General features: G+C 68.3%; 16 protein-coding genes. 11 read left to right on the top strand and 5 right to left on the bottom strand.

What is annotated here, in order from left to right; genetic code table 11:
* Positions 1-37 precede the first annotated feature (37 nt).
* Together nucS and AC1HFH_RS21890 are read left to right on the top strand one after the other, a co-directional pair.
* Positions 38-739 carry an endonuclease NucS gene (gene nucS, locus AC1HFH_RS21895; protein ID WP_480244659.1) on the top strand — a complete coding sequence of 234 codons (702 nt, stop codon included), beginning with the start codon at positions 38-40 and terminating at the stop codon, positions 737-739.
* 22 nt (positions 740-761) lie between these two features.
* The gene (locus tag AC1HFH_RS21890) at positions 762-1,052 is read left to right on the top strand and encodes an ATP/GTP-binding protein (protein WP_480244658.1); all 291 of its coding nucleotides are present in this window, start codon (positions 762-764) and stop codon (positions 1,050-1,052) included.
* A 117-nt stretch (positions 1,053-1,169) separates the two neighbouring features.
* On the opposite strand, the gene AC1HFH_RS21885 is transcribed toward AC1HFH_RS21890, so the two are convergent.
* Together AC1HFH_RS21885 and mce are read right to left on the bottom strand one after the other, a co-directional pair.
* Positions 1,170-2,174 (bottom strand): hypothetical protein, encoded by a 1,005-nt coding sequence (locus AC1HFH_RS21885; RefSeq protein ID WP_480244657.1) that lies wholly within the window; start codon positions 2,172-2,174, stop codon positions 1,170-1,172.
* Between the two features lie 86 nt (positions 2,175-2,260).
* Complete coding sequence (gene mce, locus AC1HFH_RS21880; RefSeq protein WP_480244656.1) at positions 2,261-2,725, bottom strand: methylmalonyl-CoA epimerase; 465 nt, start codon at positions 2,723-2,725, stop codon at positions 2,261-2,263.
* A gap of 133 nt (positions 2,726-2,858) precedes the next feature.
* On the opposite strand from mce, the gene AC1HFH_RS21875 reads away from it, so the two are divergent.
* From AC1HFH_RS21875 to AC1HFH_RS21855, 5 genes are all read left to right on the top strand, one after another.
* Positions 2,859-4,037, top strand: a complete 1,179-nt coding sequence (locus AC1HFH_RS21875) for an acetyl-CoA C-acetyltransferase (protein ID WP_480244655.1) — start codon at positions 2,859-2,861, stop codon at positions 4,035-4,037.
* Between the two features lie 313 nt (positions 4,038-4,350).
* Positions 4,351-4,719 (top strand): DUF3817 domain-containing protein, encoded by a 369-nt coding sequence (locus AC1HFH_RS21870; RefSeq protein WP_480244654.1) that lies wholly within the window; start codon positions 4,351-4,353, stop codon positions 4,717-4,719.
* 58 nt (positions 4,720-4,777) lie between these two features.
* Positions 4,778-5,632: a co-chaperone YbbN gene (locus AC1HFH_RS21865; RefSeq protein WP_480247939.1), complete on the top strand. Its 855-nt coding sequence runs from the start codon at positions 4,778-4,780 to the stop codon at positions 5,630-5,632.
* Positions 5,633-5,892: 260 nt separating this feature from the next.
* Positions 5,893-6,288, top strand: coding sequence for a nitroreductase/quinone reductase family protein (locus tag AC1HFH_RS21860; protein WP_480244653.1), 396 nt, complete (start codon positions 5,893-5,895; stop codon positions 6,286-6,288).
* Between the two features lie 111 nt (positions 6,289-6,399).
* The gene (locus AC1HFH_RS21855; protein ID WP_480244652.1) at positions 6,400-7,482 is read left to right on the top strand and encodes a class I SAM-dependent methyltransferase; all 1,083 of its coding nucleotides are present in this window, start codon (positions 6,400-6,402) and stop codon (positions 7,480-7,482) included.
* A gap of 1 nt (position 7,483) precedes the next feature.
* On the opposite strand, the gene glgB is transcribed toward AC1HFH_RS21855, so the two are convergent.
* Both glgB and AC1HFH_RS21845 read right to left on the bottom strand, forming a co-directional pair.
* The gene (gene glgB, locus AC1HFH_RS21850) at positions 7,484-9,649 is read right to left on the bottom strand and encodes a 1,4-alpha-glucan branching protein GlgB (protein WP_480244651.1); all 2,166 of its coding nucleotides are present in this window, start codon (positions 9,647-9,649) and stop codon (positions 7,484-7,486) included.
* Positions 9,646-11,661, bottom strand: coding sequence for an alpha-1,4-glucan--maltose-1-phosphate maltosyltransferase (locus AC1HFH_RS21845; RefSeq protein ID WP_480244650.1), 2,016 nt, complete (start codon positions 11,659-11,661; stop codon positions 9,646-9,648). The genes glgB and AC1HFH_RS21845 overlap by 4 nt, the downstream gene beginning before the upstream one ends.
* A 51-nt stretch (positions 11,662-11,712) precedes the next feature.
* Here AC1HFH_RS21845 and glgP point away from each other — a divergent pair, with 51 nt between their 5' ends.
* The 4 genes from glgP (at position 11,713) to AC1HFH_RS21825 (ending at position 17,352) form a co-directional block, all read left to right on the top strand.
* The gene (glgP, locus tag AC1HFH_RS21840; protein WP_480244649.1) at positions 11,713-14,292 is read left to right on the top strand and encodes an alpha-glucan family phosphorylase; all 2,580 of its coding nucleotides are present in this window, start codon (positions 11,713-11,715) and stop codon (positions 14,290-14,292) included.
* Between the two features lie 67 nt (positions 14,293-14,359).
* On the top strand, positions 14,360-15,721 hold the full coding sequence (locus AC1HFH_RS21835; RefSeq protein ID WP_480244648.1) for an NCS2 family permease: 1,362 nt from the start codon (positions 14,360-14,362) through the stop codon (positions 15,719-15,721).
* A 136-nt stretch (positions 15,722-15,857) separates the two neighbouring features.
* Positions 15,858-16,418 carry a DoxX family protein gene (locus tag AC1HFH_RS21830; protein WP_480244647.1) on the top strand — a complete coding sequence of 187 codons (561 nt, stop codon included), beginning with the start codon at positions 15,858-15,860 and terminating at the stop codon, positions 16,416-16,418.
* Between the two features lie 124 nt (positions 16,419-16,542).
* Positions 16,543-17,352: a hypothetical protein gene (locus AC1HFH_RS21825; RefSeq protein ID WP_480244646.1), complete on the top strand. Its 810-nt coding sequence runs from the start codon at positions 16,543-16,545 to the stop codon at positions 17,350-17,352.
* Positions 17,353-17,416: 64 nt separating this feature from the next.
* Here AC1HFH_RS21825 and AC1HFH_RS21820 read toward each other — a convergent pair whose 3' ends face one another.
* Positions 17,417-18,124 carry a class I SAM-dependent methyltransferase gene (locus AC1HFH_RS21820; RefSeq protein WP_480244645.1) on the bottom strand — a complete coding sequence of 236 codons (708 nt, stop codon included), beginning with the start codon at positions 18,122-18,124 and terminating at the stop codon, positions 17,417-17,419.
* Positions 18,125-18,181: the final 57 nt, after the last annotated feature.

Here is an 18,181-nt window from a genome sequence, read left to right as displayed (position 1 = left end):
TTGCGGGTTCGGCCCCGAGCCTGCCTAGACTGGGGCGGTGCGCCTTGTGATTGCTCGTTGCCAGGTCGACTATTCGGGTCGGCTGACCGCCCACCTCCCGATGGCTCGCCGGCTGCTGATGTTGAAAGCCGATGGCTCGGTGCTGGTCCACTCCGACGGCGGTTCCTACAAGCCGCTGAACTGGATGAGCCCGCCCTGCTGGCTCAACGAAATCGATGTCACCGGTGCCCAGGTGCCGGCGGTGCCCGAGGGGGTGGACACCGTCTGGGTGGTGATGAACAAGGCCGGTGAGGAACTGCGGATCAGCATCGCCGCGATCGAACACGATTCCGAGCACGATCTCGGCGTGGATCCCGGCCTGGAGAAGGACGGGGTCGAGGCACATCTGCAGGAGTTGCTCGCCGAGCATGTCACCACGCTCGGCGAGGGCTACACCCTCATCCGCCGGGAGTACATGACCGCGATCGGCCCGGTCGACCTGCTCTGCCGGGATGCGGACGGCGGCACGGTGGCGGTGGAGATCAAGCGGCGCGGTGAGATCGACGGCGTCGAACAGCTCACCAGGTATCTGGAACTGCTGAACCGGGACCCGTTGCTGGCACCGGTGTCGGGGGTGTTCGCGGCCCAGCAGATCAAGCCGCAGGCTCGAACCCTGGCCGAGGACCGGGGTATCCGGTGCCAGACGTTGGATTACGACGCCCTGCGCGGCACCGAGAGCAACGTTTTCCGGCTCTTCTGAGCCCGGAGGCCGGATCGCCACCATGCCCCGCCGTAAGCCCCGATCCGCCCGTTCGGCCCCGCCGCCGATCGGGGACGTTTTCGCGCGCACCGAATCCGGTCCCGACGGCGACGAAACCTATGTGGTGCGAACGGTTCCCGGTAGCCGCGCGGTGAAGACCTACCGGTGCCCGGGCTGCGACCACGAGATCATGCCCGGCGTCGCGCACATCGTGGCCTGGGCGGTGGACGGCGGCGAGGACGACCGCCGACACTGGCACCAGGGGTGCTGGAAGGGCCGGCGGACTCGCCGGATCACCCGCCGCTGGTCCTGATTCCGGGGCGCCCGATCGGCCGAAAGATGCGGAAGGCCGCCCCGGAACGGGGCGGCCTTCGGTGTTTTCTGTTGTGATCCAGCCGATGTCGTGTGTGTCCGATCGCGGCCTGTGAAGTCAGTTGGCGACTTCGGCGTCCTCGCGCTCGTCCTCGGTGTCCTCGCTGTCGGTGGCCTCGGAGATCTCCTTGGCACCCTTGCCGCCCGACACCTGCTTGGCGTTGTTCCCGCCGATCGACTTCTGGTTCTTCTCCGGTGCGCCGTCGAGCAGTTCGCTCTCCCGGTTGACCGCGGCCAGCATGGCCGGCACCGAATCGAGCTGACCCCGGATACCGAGCAGCTGAGCCAGCACCCGGCCACGCAGCACCCGCATCTCCTCGGCGAGTTCCTTGGCGTGGGCGATCTTGCGCTCGGAGGTCTGGGTCGCAGAGGTGATGAGGCGGTTGGCCTCGTCGGTCGCGTCCTTGATCCGCTGCGCGGCCTCGGCGCGGCTGGTGGCCTCCAGCTCCTCCATCGCCCGGGTCAGCTTGGTGCGACGGTCGGCCATGGTGGCCTCGAAGTCCTGCTGGGTGGCCTTGCGCTTGGCCTCGGCCTCCTTGCCGTGGCGCTCGGCCTCGGCCTGGGCGGCCTCGATGATCTTGGTGGACTCGGTGCGCGCATTCGCGAGGGTCTGCTCGAACTCGACTTCGAGCGCCTCGCGCTTCTCCTTGGTCTCCGCCAGTAGCGACTCGTACTTGCCGCGCATCTCGTTCGCCTGCTGCTCGGCGATGGAGACCATCTCGGCGGCCTCGGCCTGCGCCAGGGCGCGGACCTCGGAAGCCTCGTCGGACGCCAGGCGCAGCATGCGCGAAATACGATCGGACATGCCCTCGGCGGTGGTCGGCGGCACGGAGAGCCGGTCGACCTCCTTGCGCAGCTCGTCGATCTCGTCGCGAGCATCCTCGAGCTGGCCGGCGAGATTACGGGCCTGCGCGGCGGCAGCGTCCCGGTCGGTGGCGGTGACCCTCAGTTCCGCGTCGAAGCGGTCGAAGTAGTTGCGCACCTCGTCTTGCGCATAACCCTTGCGCACAACAGTGAAGGGCAGTGCAACGAAGCGATTGCGATCGGACTCAGGTGACGACATGGCACACACAATAAAGCCTGCGGCGCGCGCGTGGAGACTCGACCGCAAATGTGATCGGGCCGAGATTTACCGGCCCGATCCCCGTACTAGTGCGTAACATTCGGATTCGGCTCCACCAGTTCGATCAGCACACCGCCAGCATCCTTCGGGTGCAGGAAGTTGATGCGGGAATCCGCGGTTCCGTGCCGGGGAGCCTCGTACAGCAAACGCAGGCCCCGGTCGCGCAGATAGGTCGATACCGCCTCGATGTCGGTGACGCGGTAAGCAAGTTGTTGTAGTCCCGGACCGCTGCGATCGATGAACTTGGCAATCGTCGACTCCGCGTTCAACGGCGCCAGCAGTTGCAGTGCCGCGGCCCGGTCGGCTGCGGCCGGGCAGGAGAGCATCGCCTCCTGAACGCCCTGGCTCTCGTTCACCTCACGATGGGTCTCGACCATGCCGAGGTTGTCGGTGTACCAGGCGACGGCGGCGTCGAGATCGGGCACCGCTACGCCGACGTGGTCGATGGCGATGACGTAGTCGGCCGGGATGAAGGAGTTCTCGGTAGTCACCCCTCGAACGTACGACGGCCCGGCAGCCGCCCGGGCGCCGGTACCGGTTACCGTTGGGTAGTAGCAGTGGCTCATCGCAGCCGCTCGAGTGTGGCTGCCAGCAGCCGTGTCGATGAGAAGAGCGAGGATCGTCGTGACCACTTCCGTGATCGTCTCCGGTGCGCGTACCCCGGTCGGCAGGCTGCTGGGCGGCCTGAAGAACTTCAAGGCCTCGGATCTCGGCGGGATCGCGATCAAGGCGGCCCTGGAGAAGGGTGGCGTGGCGCCCGAACAGGTGGACTACGTCGTGCTCGGCCAGGTGTTGCAGGCCGGCGCCGGCCAGCTGCCCGCGCGCCAGGCCGCCATCGCGGCCGGTATCCCGATGGATGTCCCGTCGATGCTGATCAACAAGGTCTGCCTGTCCGGGATCAACGCTATCGCGGTCGCCGATCAGCTGATCCGCGCCGGTGAGCACGAGATCGTCGTGGCCGGCGGGATGGAGTCGATGACGCAGACCCCGCACCTGCTGCCGAAGAGCCGGGAGGGCTTCAAGTACGGCGACACCACCCTCGTCGATCACATGGCCTACGACGGCCTGCACGATGTGATCACCGATCAGGCCATGGGCCTGCTCACCGAGGAGCGCAACGACCTCGACAAGATCAGCCGCGAGGAGCAGGACGCCTTCGCCGCCGCCTCACATCAGCGGGCCGCGGCCGCCTGGAAGAACGGCGTCTTCGACGACGAAGTGGTGCCGGTGGCGGTGCCGCAACGCAAGGGTGATCCGGTGTATGTCAGCACCGACGAGGGCATCCGCGCCGACACCACGGTGGAGTCGCTCGGCAAGCTGCGGCCCGCGTTCCGCAAGGACGGCACGGTGACCGCGGGTACCGCCTCGCAGATTTCCGACGGTGCTGCGGCCGTGGTCGTGATGAGCAAGGCCAAGGCCGAAGAGCTGGGTCTGAGCTGGATCGCCGAGATCGGCGCCGCCGGTGTGGTGGCCGGTCCCGATTCGACCCTGCAGGACCAGCCGGCCAACGCGATCGCCAAGGCCTGTGCGAAGGAGGGCATCTCCCCGGCCGATCTGGATCTGGTCGAGATCAACGAGGCCTTCGCCGCGGTGGGCGTGGCCTCCACCCGCAAGCTCGGCCTGGACCCGGAGAAGGTCAACGTCAACGGCGGCGCCATCTCGATCGGCCACCCGCTCGGCATGTCCGGCGCCCGCATCCTGCTGCACCTGGCCCTGGAACTGAAGCGCCGTGGCGGCGGCATCGGTGCGGCCGCCCTCTGCGGTGGCGGCGGCCAGGGCGATGCCCTCATCGTGCGGGTGTAGAAGGGGGGCGTGGACCTCGACGCCCGATCCGCCCCTGACGGATGAATGGTGAGATTGCTCACCTGCAACCCCGCGCGGAGCGAGCCTGACGAGCGACGTTCCGGCCCGCCCAGCGAATCGGCACTCGAAAGCGCATGAGCCGCAGGCTCGAGTCTCGAGTGTCGATTCGCTGGGCAGAAGAGGGTCGGAACACGCGCGGGCGGAGCTCGCGCAAATCGGACACAGCCGGAACACGCCGAGCGGAGCTCGGCAAATTCGACACTGTGGTACATCCAACTACGCCGTGTCGTAGTGCCTACGGCACAATGGCGGCATGGGATCTTTCGACCTGCGGACCGTTTCCGGTCGTTTCCGCCTGTTCGCGCTGCTCGAGGCACTGTCCTGGATCGGGCTGCTGGCCGGGATGGCGTTCAAGTACATCCCCGATCCGGGTAACGAGATCGGGGTGAAGATCTTCGGGCCGGTGCACGGCGGCATCTTCATCCTGTTCGTGCTGACCGCACTGCTGGCGGCGCGGGAGCTGAACTGGAACTGGAAGACCACGGTGCTGGCGCTGCTCTCCAGCATTCCGCCGTTGTTCTCGGTGATCTTCGAGGTGTGGGCGCAGCGCACCGGCAAGCTGGATGCGCCGGCCGTCGCCGGTAGCGGGGAGTCCGCGGCACCGGCCACTGTCGGTTCGTGACAAACTGGGAACCGTGACTCGTCCAGGTGCTCGTCCATCCCCTGCAGTCGCCGCAGCCATGTCCGGTGCGGTCGACCTGTCCAGCCTGAAGCAGCCGCCCGCCTCTTCCGAGGGCGGGGCGGCACCCGCCGACCACGCGGTCACCGAGGCCGATTTCGAGACCAAGGTGCTGCGCCGGTCGATGCAGGTGCCCGTCGTGGTGGCGATCTACTCGCAGCGCAGTCCCGGCAGCGTGGAGCTGGTGCGGACGCTCGAGCGGCTGCATGCCGCCGACGGCGGAACCTGGGATCTGGCCAGTGTCGAAGCCGAACCGAACATGCGGATCGCGCAGGCACTGCGGGTCCAGGGGATTCCGACCGTCATCGCGATCGCCGGCGGCCAGCCGCTGGCCGATTTCGAGGGCGCCCAGCCCGAGCCGCAGGTGCGGCAGTGGCTGGATGCGGTGCTCGAAGCGGTCGCGGGCAAACTCGAGGGCGGTACCCCGGGGGAACCCGAGGAGCCGGAGGACCCCCGGTTCGTCGCTGCCGAGGAGGCACTGGAGCGCGGCGACATCGCCGGCGCTGAGGCGGCCTACGAGGCGATCATCGCCGCGGAGCCGAACAACGAGCAGGCCAAGGGCGCGCTGCGCCAGCTGCGCTTCCTGACCCGGGCCCAGGCATTGCCCCCATCGGCGATCGCAACCGCCGACGCCGAACCGGACAACGTGGCCGCCCAGCTCGACGCCGCCGATGTGGAGCTGTACGAGCAGCGCCCGGAAGCCGCGTTCGACCGGCTCATCGCGGCCGTCAAACGCAGCGCCGGCGACGACCGGAACACCGTGCGGACCCGGCTGCTGGAGCTGTTCGAACTGTTCGATCCGGCCGAACCCTTCGTGGTGGCCGCCCGACGCAAGCTCGCCACCGCCCTGTACTGAGCTGTGTTGGATTGAGCAGCACTGTGTCTAATGGAGCAGCTCCGCTGCTCGAGTCGCGGCCCCCAGGGGGCCTCGATTTTTCCCTCCTCCGCTCAGTCGCTTCGCTCCTTCGCTCCGTCAGTCCAAAATCGAGGCGGGGCCGCTCGGTGTTGGATGGAGCGACTCCGTCGCTCGAGTCGCGGCCCATTGGGAGGGCCTCTCCGTGTTGAACTGAGCGACTTCGTCGCTCGCGACGCGTCCCGGGGGGTAGGTTCAGGGGTATGCCCAGCAGGGACGATGTGCAGCATCGGTTGGTGACCACATTTCAGCGGCGGCTCGGCAATCCGATTCTGCGCCGGTTGCCGAGTCAGCAGCTGCTGGAGACCACCGGCCGGGTCAGCGGGCGTCCGCGGATCACCCCAATCGGCGGACGGCTGGTCGGTGCGCAGTTCTGGCTGGTCTCGGAGTTCGGCGAGCGGTCCCAGTATGTGCGCAACATCATGGCCGACAACCGCGTGCGGGTGCGGCTGCATGGGCGTTGGTATACCGGGACCGCGCAGCTGCTGCCCGAGGACGATCCGGTGGCCCGGCTGCGTGAGCTGCCGCGGGCCAACAGTGCCGCGGTACGGGTGGTGGGGACCGATCTGCTCACCATCCGGGTGGATCTGGACGACTGACGGTCCGGCCGTGGATCGAGTCGGCCGCCGCTGAACTGGGCGACCACCCGCGGCGTACTTCCTGTCGGATCCTGCGACACCGGGTTGCGGGACTTGCCGAAGGAGTACCCGATGACTTCTATCGATCGATCTGCCGAGGTCGACCCGGCTGCGGTGGAGGCTTTCGCCGGGCAGATGATGGAGACGCTCGACCAGGCCAGTACCGCCATCATGATCAGCATCGGCCACCAGGTCGGACTGTTCGACGCGATGGCGAACCGGCCCGATGCGACCAGCGCCCAGCTCGCGGCCGCCGCCGGACTCGACGAACGTTACGTCCGGGAATGGCTCGGCGGTATCACCACAGCGGGGATCGTCACCTACGAGCCGGAACGGGAGACGTATACGCTGCCGCCCGCACATGCGGCCTGTCTCACCCGGGCCGCCGGTCCGGACAATATGGCCCGGGTGATGCAGTTCATCGCCCAGCTCGGTGAGGTGGAGCCGAAGATCGTCGAGCGGTTCCGGGTCGGCGGCGGCCTGTCCTACGAGGACTATGCCCGTTTCCACGCCCTGATGGCCGAGGAGAGCGCCGCGGTTTTCGATGCCGCGCTCATCGATGTGATCCTGCCGCTGGCTCCGGGGCTGACCGAACGGTTGCAGGCCGGTATCGACGTCGCCGATCTGGGCTGCGGCCGCGGGCATGCGGTGAACCTGATGGCGCAGGCGTTCCCGTCGAGCATGTTCACCGGCTACGACTTCTCCGCCGAAGCGGTGACGGCAGCCCGCGCCGAGACGGCGGCGCTGGATCTGCCCAATGTGGGGTTCGACGTCCAGGACATCGCCGAACTGCATATGCCGGGCGCCTACGACCTGATCACCGTGTTCGACGCGATCCACGATCAGGCCCACCCGGCCCAGGTGCTGCGCAATATCGCCGAGGCGCTGCGACCCGGCGGCACGTTCCTGATGGTCGACATCCACGCGTCCAGCAAGCTGGAGGAGAATCTGGACCTGCCGCTGGGGCCGTTCCTCTACGGTGTCTCGACGATGCACTGCATGTCGGTGTCGCTCGGGCAGGGCGGCGACGGCCTCGGCACCGTCTGGGGTGAGCAGAAGGCGCTGGCGATGCTCGCCGACGCCGGGTTCACCGATGTGGAGATGCACCGGGTGGAGGGTGATCCGCTGAACAGCTACTACGTCGCACGGAAGTAGTTCACGCCGGCTCGGCGGGGGCGAACCAGACCGCGCTGTGCGGGGCCACGGTGACGGCAGCCGAACAGGAATACCCGTGCCGGGGGTGTTCGGTGGCCGTCACCGCACCCAGATTGCCGACTCCGGAACCGCCGAACTCGACCGCATCGGAGTTGAATATCTCCAGCCACCGGCCGGTGCGCGGAAGTCCGAGCCGGTGGTCCCGCCACGCCACCCCCGCAAAGTTGAACACGCAGGCCACCAGCGAGCCGTCGGCGCCGTGTCGCAGGAAGGCGAAGAGGTTGTGTGCGTGGTCGTCGGCCTCGATCCAGGAGTGCCCGCCCGGGGTACTGTCCCGGCTCCACAGGGCCGGCCGCTCCCGGTAGACCGTGTTCATCGCAGCGACCATGGTGGCGATCCCACGGTGCAGCGGGTCGTCCAGTTCGTGCCAGTCCAGCCCCGACTCGTGGTCCCACTCCCGGAACTGCCCGAACTCCTGTCCCATGAACAACAGCTGTTTGCCCGGGTGCGCGCACTGGTAGGCGAGCAGCGACCGCACCCCGGCGGCCCGGGTGAAGTCGTCGCCGGGGAGCCGGGTCCACAGGGTGCCCTTGCCGTGTACCACCTCGTCGTGGCTGAGCGGGAGCACGTAGTTCTCGTGCCATGCGTAGGTGTAGGAGAACGTCATTTCGTGGTGGTGCCAGGACCGGTGCACCGGGTCGCGGCGCAGATACCCCAGCGCATCGTGCATCCAGCCCATGTTCCACTTCATCGTGAACCCCAGCCCGCCGACCTCGGTGGCCCGGGTGACTCCCGGCCAGGTGGTGGATTCCTCGGCGATGGTGACCACTCCGGGGTGGCGCCGGTGCACGGTTTCGTTGAGTTCGGTCAGGAAGTCGACGGCCTCCAGGTTCTCCCGGCCGCCGTGCGCATTCGGTTCCCAGTCGCCGTGCCCTCGCGAGTAGTCCAGGTAGAGCATCGAAGCGACCGCATCGACGCGCAGCCCGTCGATATGGAACTGCTCGATCCAGTAGTGCGCATTGGCGATCAGGAAGTTGCGCACCTCGTTGCGGCCGAAATCGAACACCAGGGTGCCCCATTCGGGTTGTTCGCCGCGGCGCGGATCGGGGTGTTCGTACAACGGGGTGCCGTCGAACCGGGCCAGCGCCCAGTCGTCGCGCGGGAAATGTGCGGGCACCCAGTCCAGCAGGACCCCGATATCGGCGGCGTGCAACTGGTCGACGAAGGCCCGGAAGTCGTCGGGGGAGCCGAACCGGGCCGTCGGTGCGTAGTAGGAACTCACCTGGTATCCCCAGGATCCGCCGAACGGGTGTTCGGCGACAGGCAGCAGTTCGACGTGGGTGAAGCCGTGCTCCCGGACGTATCGGGCGAGCTGGCGGGCCAGGTCCCGGTAGCCGAGGCCGGGCCGCCACGAGCCCAGGTGCACCTCGTAGATGCTCATCGGGGCCCGCAGTGCGTCGAAGCCGGTACGCCGGTCCAGCCAGTCGTGATCCTGCCAGCGATGCGCGGCGGGCGCCGCGATCACCGAAGCGGTGGCCGGTGGCAGTTCGGTGGTGAAGGCGAACGGGTCGGCGTGGTCGATCGTGCGTCCGTCGGCGCCGTGCACCCGGAATTTGTATTTCGTGCCGGCGCCGACGCCGGGGACGAACACTTCCCAGACGCCGGAGGCACCCAGCCGGCGCATCGGCGTGGTCCGCCCGCCCCAGCCGTCGAAGTCGCCGAGCACTGTGACACCGCGGGCGTTCGGCGCCCACACCGCGAACGAGGTGCCCGTCACGTCCCCGTCCAGCGTGGTGTAGCGGCGCGGATGCGCGCCGAGGACCTCCCACAGCCGCTCGTGCCGCCCCTCGCCGAGCAGGTGCAGATCCAGTTCACCGACGGTCGGCAGGAACCGGTATCCGTCGGCCCCGGTCACCGTCGTACCGTCCGGGTATTCGGTCCGGATCCGGTAGTCGTCGAGTTCCGGGTAGGGCAGTATCGCCGCGAAGACGTGATGGCCGATGGGGGTCAGCGGATGGGTGGTGCCGCCGACGACGACCGCGACGGTTGCGGCGTGCGGGCGCAGCACCTGTACGGCGGTGCCGTCGGGGTGCCGGTGGGCGCCCAGGACCGTATGCGGGTCCGGGTGCGTGCCCGCGGCGAGCAGCAGCAGGTCACGCCGTTTCATCGCAGTGATCGGCGGAAGGCGAGTTCGGTGCGGGCGAACTGGCCCACCGGCGGCAGAGTGAGGATGTGTGCGACCGCCTTCGTCGGATCCAGGCGCACGAAATTGGTTTGGGCCCAGTGGTATTCCTCGCCGGTGATCTCGTCGCGGACCACCGGATGGTCGTGCCATTCCCGGCCGATCGCGGGCAGATCCAGCGAGATATGGCCCTGTTCGGCGCCGAACGGATTCAGGTTCACCACGATCAGCACCGCATCACCGCTGACCGGATCCAGTTTCGAATAGGCGAGTAGCGCATCGTTGTCCACCTGGTGGAAGTGCAGGCAGCGCAACTGTTGCAGGGCAGGGTGGGCGCGGCGGATCTCGTTGAGCCGGGTGATCCAGGGCTCCAGGGATTCGCCACGGGCCAGGGCTGCGGCGAAATCGCGGGGCCGCAGCTCGTATTTCTCCGAATCGAGGTATTCCTCGCTGCCGGGGTGTACCGCCCGGTGCTCGTACAATTCGAAACCGGAGTACACGCCCCAGGTCGGCGCCAGGGTGGCGGCCAGCAGGGCACGGATCGCGAACATGCCCGGGCCGCCGTGCTGCAGGCTCTCGTGCAGGATGTCCGGGGTGTTGACGAACAGGTTCGGCCGGGCCTCGTCCGCCTTGGCCGCCAGTTCCAGGCCGAATTCGGTGAGTTCCCACTTGTGCACCCGCCAGGTGAAATACGTGTAGGACTGACTGAATCCGCGGCGGGCCAGACCGTAGAGCCGGGCCGGATAGGTGAACGCCTCGGACAGGAACACCACATCCGGATCGGTGCGGTGGACCTGCGTGATCAGCCACTCCCAGAAGTCGGCGGGTTTCGTATGCGGGTTGTCGACCCGGAAGATCTTGACGCCGCTGCGGATCCAGTGCCGCACGATCCGCAGCACCTCGGCGTACAGGCCGTCCGGATCGTTGTCGAAATCGACCGGGTAGATGTCCTGGTACTTCTTGGGCGGATTCTCGGCGAAGGCGATGCTGCCGTCCGGCAGGGTGGTGAACCATTCGGGATGTTCGCGGACCCACGGGTGGTCGGGTGCACACTGCAGGGCCAGATCGAGGGCCACCTCCAGGCCCAGGTCGGCCGCCGCGGCGACGAAATCGGTGAAATCGGCCGCGGTGCCCAGCGACGGGTGCACCGCATCGTGGCCGCCCGCGGCGGAGCCGATCGCCCACGGGGAGCCGACATCATCGGGCCCGGCGGTGAGTGCGTTGTTGCGGCCCTTCCGGTTCACTGCGCCGATCGGGTGGATCGGCGGGAGATACACCACGTCGAAGCCCATGGCCGCGATCCGCGGGAGGTCCGCGGCGGCGGTCGCGAAGGTGCCGTGGATCGGGCTGCCGTCGGCATCGCGTCCCCCGGTCGACCGGGGGAAGAACTCGTACCACGAGCCGAACAGCGCGCGGCGCCGCTCGACCAGCACCGAATGCTGTGGACCGCGGGTCACCAGTTCCCGCAGCGGGGCGGCCCGCAGGATCTCGGCCACCTCCTCGGTGAACGCCGGTGCGACCCGGGCCGGCAGCTGGTCCTCGCTGCGCAGCGCCGCCGCCACCTCCCGGAGCCGCTCGAATTCGCGTTTCGGCACCGCCTGCGCGGCCCGTTCGAACAGCCGGGCACCGATCTCCAGATCGTTGGCCAGGTCCGCCGCGCTCTGCCCGACCGCGAGTTTGGCCTCCACCGCTGCCCGCCAGGTGGTGATCGGATCGCCCCAGCCCTCGATCCGGTAGGTCCACAGACCGGGCCGGTCCGGCACGAACACTGCGTTGAACACGTCCGGCTCGAATTCCGGCGACATCCGGATCCGGGTCGTGCGGCCACGGAACCCGTCCGCCGCCGGTGCCCGTACCGCCAACGTCGCCGCTACTGCACCGTGGCCCTCCCGCCACACCACGGCACGCACCGGGAACGCCTCACCGACCGCCGCTTTGGCCGGTCGGCCGTCGGTCAGGCTCGGTGCGGTGTCATCGATCGCGATGCGGCCCGTCATCCCAAGTAACCTACAGGGCCGCCGGAGCGCGCAGCCTGTAGCCTTTCCGTGGTGAAGGCACTTCGTCGATTCACCGTCCGCGCCCATTTGCCCGAGCGTCTGGCGGGGTTGGGCGAACTGGCCACGAACCTGCGCTGGAGCTGGCACACGCCCACCCAGGATCTGTTCGCCGAGCTGGATCCGCAGTTGTGGCGGGTATGCGGGCAGGATCCGGTGCGGATGCTGGGGGAGGTGGATCCGGCTCGGCTCGACGAGCTGGCCGCCGACGCGGCGTATCCTGCGCGGGTCGACTCCGCGGTCGCCGGGCTGCGCGACTATCTGACCCGGCCCCGGTGGTTCTCCGAACAGGATCCGGAGTCGACCGCGGCGTGTCCGGGGATCGCCTATTTCTCGATGGAGTTCGGTGTCACCGAGGTGCTGCCGAACTATTCCGGCGGGCTCGGCATTCTGGCCGGTGACCATCTGAAGGCCGCCTCCGATCTGGGGCTGCCGCTGATCGGGGTGGGTCTGCTGTATCGCTCCGGGTACTTCCGGCAGTCGCTGTCCGCCGACGGCTGGCAGACCGAGCAGTACCCGGCACTCGATCCGCAGGGATTGCCGTTGCGGTTGCTGACCAGCGATACCTCGCCGGTTCTGATCCATGTCGGGATGCCGGAGCGGCGGGTGTTGCGGGCCCGGGTGTGGATCGCGCAGGTCGGGCGGATCCCGCTGCTGTTGCTGGACTCCGATATCGCCGAGAACGATCCGGAGCTGCGCGCGGTCACCGACCGCCTGTACGGCGGCGACCAGGACCACCGGATCAAACAGGAGATCCTCGCCGGTGTCGGCGGAGTCCGGGCGGTGCGGGCCTACACCCGTGCGTACGGGCTGCCCGATCCGACGGTGTTCCACATGAACGAAGGGCATGCCGGGTTCCTCGGCGCGGAACGGATCCGGGAATTCGTGGCCGGCGGGCTGGACTTCGACACCGCACTGGCCGCGGTCCGGGCGGGGACCGTGTTCACCACCCACACACCGGTGCCCGCCGGGATCGACCGGTTCCCGATGCCGCTGGTGCGGCGGTACTTCGGCGGTGCCCACGGGGCGCCGGAGTCGGCGCTGCTGCCGGGGCTGCCGGTGGACCGGATCCTGGCCTTCGGCCGGGAAGCCGACCCGTCGGTGTTCAACATGGCGCATATGGGCCTGCGGCTGGCGCAGCGGGCCAACGGGGTGTCGCGGCTGCACGGCGAGGTCAGCCGGGACATGTTCGCCGGATTGTGGCCGGGCTTCGATGCGGCGGAGGTGCCGATCGGGTCGGTCACCAACGGTGTGCACGCGCCCAGCTGGGCGGCCCGCGAATGGATCGACAAGGCGCGCGAGCTGGTCGGCCCGGAACTGGTGGAGGAGGCCCGCGGCTGGGAGCGGATCGGTGACGCGGACCTGGTCCAGCTGTGGTCGACCCGGAACGTGCTGCGTGCAGTCCTCGTCGACGAGGTGCGGCGGCGGCTGCGGGATTCCTGGCGGGCCCGGGGTGCGGCGGACGCCGAGCTCGGATGGGTGGACGACGTCTTCGATCCGCAGGTGCTGACGGTCGGGTTCGCCCGGCGGGTGCCCACCTACAAGCGGCTCACGCTGATGCTGCGGGAACCGGAGCGGCTGCGGGCGCTGCTGCTGGATCCGGAGCGGCCGGTGCAGCTGGTGGTGGCGGGCAAGAGCCATCCGGCCGACGAGGGCGGTAAGGCGCTCATCCAGCAGGTGGTGCGGTTCGCCGACGATCCCGAGGTGCGGCACCGGATCGTGTTCCTGCCGGATTACGACATGTCGATGGCCCGCTACCTGTACTGGGGTTGCGATGTGTGGTTGAACAATCCACTGCGGCCGCTTGAGGCGTGCGGTACCTCGGGGATGAAGTCGGCGCTCAACGGTGGGCTGAACCTCTCCATCCGGGACGGCTGGTGGGACGAGATGTACGACGGCGACAACGGCTGGGCGATCCCCACCGCCGACGGCATCCGCGATGAGCGCCGCCGCGACGACCTGGAGGCCGCCGCCATGTACGAGCTGTTCGAGCGGGTCGTCGCGCCGCGCTTCTACGACCGGGATGCGCGAGCGGTGCCGGTGCGCTGGACCGAGATGGTGCGGCACACCCTGCAGACCACCAGCCCGAAGGTGCTGGCCTCGCGGATGGTCCGGGATTACGCCGAGCAGTACTACTTCCCGGCCGGCGCGGCCTATGCCCGGGCCGCCGCCGACGATTTCACCGCCGCCGCGGAGCTCGCGGGTTATCGCCGCCGGGTCGAGGCGGCCTGGCCGGCGGTCAAGGTGGTGCAGGTCGACAACGCCGGTCTGCCGGACACGCCGGTGATCGGCGCCGAGCTCGCCCTCACCGCCCGGATCGACCTGGGCGGGCTGGAACCGGCCGATGTGGTGGTCCAGGCGGTACTGGGCAAGGTTTCGGCGAACGACGAACTCTCCGATACGGCGACGGTGCCGATGCAGCATGCGGGCGCGGACGCCGGGACCCACCGCTACACCGTGCAGACACCGGTGCCGCGTTCGGGTGCCGTCGGTTACACGGTCCGGGTGCTGCCGCATCATCGGCTGCTGTCTTCGGACGCCGAATTGGGCCTGGTGGCCATACCGGCCCCGTGAGACGGCGAACACTCGGCTAACGTCCCTGAGCACCGACTCCGCTTTCGATCGCACTCCTGGAGAACCCATGGCCACCGATACCGCAGCCCGCGCCCAGCGGCGGGTCGACCGTTATTTCGGCATCACGTCGAATGGTTCGACGTTCCGTCGCGAGATCATGGCGGGCACGATCACCTTCCTGGCCATGTCGTACGTGCTGGCGGTCAACCCGTCGATCCTCGGTGACGAGGGTGCGCTCGGGGATCAGGGCATTCCGATGCAGGCGGTCTTCACCGCCACCGCGGTATCGGCGGTGGTCGGCACGCTGGTGATGGGGCTGTGGGCGCGGTACCCGATCGCGCTGGCGCCCGGAATGGGCCTCAACGCGTTCTTCGCCTTCTCGGTGGTGCTCGGGATGGGGATTCCCTGGCAGGTCGCGCTGTCCGGCACGTTCCTCTCCGGTGCGATCTTCTTCGTGCTGGCGGTGACGAAAGTGCGCGAGCGCATCCTCAACGCCATTCCGATGCAGATGAAGCTCGCCGTCGGCGCCGGGATCGGCATGTTCGTGGCCTTCCTCGGTCTGCGCAACGCCGGGATCGTGGTGGACAGCGAAGCGACCCTGGTGAAGCTGGGCGACCTGAGCTCGGGCCCGACGCTGCTGGCACTGTTCGGGTTGATCCTCACCGTGGTGTTCCTGACGCTGGGCTGGCACGGTGCGGTGCTGTACGGCATCGTCGCGACCACGGTGCTGGGCATGGTCACCGGGTTGGTCGAGCTGCCCGACGGAATCGCGGCGTTGCCGAAGGGGCTGGACGAGACCTTCGGGCAGGCGATCATCCATCTCCCGGACGCGTTCACCGCGCAGATGGCGATCGTGGTGCTGACGATGCTCTTCGTCGACTTCTTCGACTCGTCCGGCACCCTGATCGGGGTGGCCAATCAGGCCGGTCTGCTGGACAAGAAGGGCCATCTGCCGCGGGCGTCGAGTGCCCTGGCGGCCGATTCGGTGGGCACCATGGCGGGCGCGGTCATCGGCACCTCGACCACCACCGCCTATGTCGAATCGACTGCCGGTGTCTCGGCGGGCGGTCGCACCGGCATGACCGCGGTGACCACCGCCGGCTGGTTCCTGCTGGCGATGTTCTGCTTCCCGGTGTTCTCGGTGATCGCCGGGGCCGGGGAGATCACCGCCCCGGCGCTGATCGTGGTGGGCGTGCTGATGGCGCGCTCGCTCGGCGAGATCGATTGGCACCGGATCGAGTACGCCGTGCCGGCGTTCCTGACCGTGGTCACCATGCCGCTGACCTACTCGATCGCCAACGGCCTCGCGATGGGAATGGTCTTCTACCCGGTGATGATGGTGGCCCGGGGCCGGATTCGGGAAGTACATCCGGTCATGTGGGCGTTGTTGCTGATGTTCGCCGGATACCTCCTGCTCCTGGTGGAGTGACACAGATCACAGCACATGTCAGGATGGGTTCGGAATCATCCGCGGCAACGACGAGGTTGTCCCCTTCGAGGCAAACGGACTAGAGTCCGGTTAGGGAATTGCGATGCGCCTGCCGGGCGCAGAGATGAGGGACACCATGACCACGACGGAAAAGGCCGCCGCGGGAACCACCGCCGATCAGGCCACCGCCACCGATATCGGCCTGCTGATCCTGCGTGTCGTCTTCGGCGGGCTGATGGCCGCATTCGGCGCCCAGAAGCTGTTCGGCTGGTTCAACGGCTACGGCTACGACGCCACCTCGCAGGCATTCGAAGGAATGGGGTACAACCCGGGCAAACTCTTCGCCGCTCTGGCCGGTCTGTCCGAGCTCGTCGGCGGACTGCTGCTGGTGTTCGGTGCGGTCACGCCGTTGGCCGCCGCGATCGTGCTCGGCACGATGATCAACGCGATGAACGCCACCTGGTCCGGCGGGCTGTTCCCTGCGGACCCCGCGGTGACCGGCTGGCGTGAGGCGCTGACCTACGGTGTCGTCGCGGCCGCCCTGGCCTTCACCGGCCCCGGCCGGTACGCCGTCGACGCCTTGCTGCCGGAGAACCTGCGGGTCTGGGAGAAGTACCGCGTCGGGACGGGTGTAGTTGCCGTCGTCGTCGCGGTGGCCGCCGCAGTGCTGACGCTGATCCTGAAATCGGTGCTCTGACCTCCGGCCGATCCTGTTCGCGGTGGCGCGGCGGACGACCCTCGGGTTGTTCCGCCGCGCCACGCGTTTCGGTGCCGGGCACTACGCTCGCAGGTGGTGGCAGTGTTGTCGGAGGAGGGTGTGCATGAAGGCGTATGACCTCGGGTTCGGGGAATCGGCGGACAAGCTGGCCGAGTTGCCCGGAGGTGAAGTGGCTGCATTCGAGGGTGCGGTGCGGGCCGGCTGGATCGGGAGCGCCGGGCCGGCCATCGATCGCGCCGCCTGGCCGCGGGGTCCGGTGACCGGACTGCCGATGATGCATGCGATCACGCTGCGGTTGCCGGTCGACTATCAGCGGCGCGGCCCGGAGTATCCGGCGGTGGCGTTCTTCCAGGGGGAAGGGCAGTTCGCGGATGCCGAACAGCAGGCGGTGGCCGATCCCGACTCGGCCGATCCGGTACTGCGTGAGCTCGCCGTCACCCGGGTGCACCCGCAACAGCAACTGCTGCACGACGAGATCGGCGGGGTGTTCGCGCTGATCTGGCTGACCGAGGCCGAATTCGCCGGTGGTCCGGTCGATCCGCCCGGCGATGTGCGGCCCGCAGGCGCCCCCGCGGCCACCGATGGTGGCTGCAATGCCTGGGATCAGCTGAATCCGACCGTGGGGGTATGGCTGGCCGAGCGTGCGGATCCGAATGTCGGCATCCCGCCGGTCGAATACGAGCCAGAGGCCGCCTATCAGGATCCGCTCACCGATGATTCCGGGTGGCAGCCCTGGGCCGAACCCATCTTCGGCCGCTCGCACCTGGGCGGTACCGCCTTCCCGGTGCAGGCCCTGCCCGAGGGGCTGACCGCGTTCTATCTCGAGCTCGAGGAGATCGCCGGACTGAACTTCGGCGGTGGGAACGCCCAGATCGATCTGGAGTCCGGAGTTTTCGACTGGGCCTGCGGGTGACCCGCCGCCCGCAGGCGGCCCGCAGCGCACGCTGACCGGGCCGATGCCTGCGGCGTCGCCCGGCTCAACCGATCGGGTGCAGTACCAGCATGGTGTCGGCACCGTGGTGGAACTCGTAGTCGGCGGTGCGGCGGAGTGTGGTCCGGATTCCCTTGTCGTGCAGCTCGGTTCGCAGCATTTCGAGCAGATCGTCCAACGGGGCGCCGGTGTGGTCGAGTAGTGGGTAGAGGCGGGTCTCGCCGCGGGTGATCCGGGCCAGCTCGGCCAGGGCGGCGAGATGGAAGTCGGCGTCGAGCCGGTCCGCGTAGCTGAACAGCAGGTGGGAGCTCAATACCAGGTCGAAGGTGTCGTCGGGGAACGGCAGGGTGGGCAGTTCGGCGGCGATGTAGCGGTGCGGGTTGTTCCGGATGTCGTCGCCGAATCGAGCGGCAGCCGAGCGGCGCATGGTGCGGTGGCCGCTCGGGTCGCCGTACCACTCCCATCGATATCGGTGCAGATGCTTTTGCGCCCAGGCGGTTCCGCGTTCCGTCTGGTCGAGGGCGAAGGTTGTCAAGTCGTCGGGTGACCGTCGATAGATCGGGTCGGCGGCCGTCACCCGGGCTCCGAGGGCAGTGGCCTCTGCGGTGAAACTTGCTGCGCCACCGGGGCAGTCGAGGATACGGCGATCGGTCAGATCGGAGTCGGACAGTTCGAACATTGCGCGGTACTCGGTCAAAGATCTTGCGCTGACAAGGAATTCATCGAGTACTTCACCGTCGGGAAGGTGCTTCATCTGCCAACATTCTCATGCCGGGCGTTCGCACGCGGACGAAAACGACATAGCGGGTGA

It is taken from the genome of Nocardia sp. KT25-26, assembly GCF_056627695.1.
The sequence above is the reverse complement of the archived record's forward strand: the minus strand, read 5'-3'. Positions and strand labels throughout refer to the sequence as shown.

What these genes read in the sequence shown, in the direction of transcription:
- glgB (WP_480244651.1), bottom strand. Translation starts at nt 9,649, where the DNA reads ATGAAACGGCGTGACCTGCTGCTGCTCGCCGCGGGCACGCACCCGGAC.
- AC1HFH_RS21835 (WP_480244648.1), top strand. Translation starts at nt 14,360, where the DNA reads ATGGCCACCGATACCGCAGCCCGCGCCCAGCGGCGGGTCGACCGTTAT.
- AC1HFH_RS21870 (WP_480244654.1), top strand. Translation starts at nt 4,351, where the DNA reads ATGGGATCTTTCGACCTGCGGACCGTTTCCGGTCGTTTCCGCCTGTTC.
- AC1HFH_RS21865 (WP_480247939.1), top strand. Translation starts at nt 4,778, where the DNA reads ATGTCCGGTGCGGTCGACCTGTCCAGCCTGAAGCAGCCGCCCGCCTCT.
- AC1HFH_RS21845 (WP_480244650.1), bottom strand. Translation starts at nt 11,661, where the DNA reads ATGACGGGCCGCATCGCGATCGATGACACCGCACCGAGCCTGACCGAC.
- AC1HFH_RS21825 (WP_480244646.1), top strand. Translation starts at nt 16,543, where the DNA reads ATGAAGGCGTATGACCTCGGGTTCGGGGAATCGGCGGACAAGCTGGCC.
- AC1HFH_RS21855 (WP_480244652.1), top strand. Translation starts at nt 6,400, where the DNA reads ATGACTTCTATCGATCGATCTGCCGAGGTCGACCCGGCTGCGGTGGAG.
- AC1HFH_RS21885 (WP_480244657.1), bottom strand. Translation starts at nt 2,174, where the DNA reads ATGTCGTCACCTGAGTCCGATCGCAATCGCTTCGTTGCACTGCCCTTC.
- AC1HFH_RS21820 (WP_480244645.1), bottom strand. Translation starts at nt 18,124, where the DNA reads ATGAAGCACCTTCCCGACGGTGAAGTACTCGATGAATTCCTTGTCAGC.
- AC1HFH_RS21890 (WP_480244658.1), top strand. Translation starts at nt 762, where the DNA reads ATGCCCCGCCGTAAGCCCCGATCCGCCCGTTCGGCCCCGCCGCCGATC.
- AC1HFH_RS21830 (WP_480244647.1), top strand. Translation starts at nt 15,858, where the DNA reads ATGACCACGACGGAAAAGGCCGCCGCGGGAACCACCGCCGATCAGGCC.
- AC1HFH_RS21860 (WP_480244653.1), top strand. Translation starts at nt 5,893, where the DNA reads ATGCCCAGCAGGGACGATGTGCAGCATCGGTTGGTGACCACATTTCAG.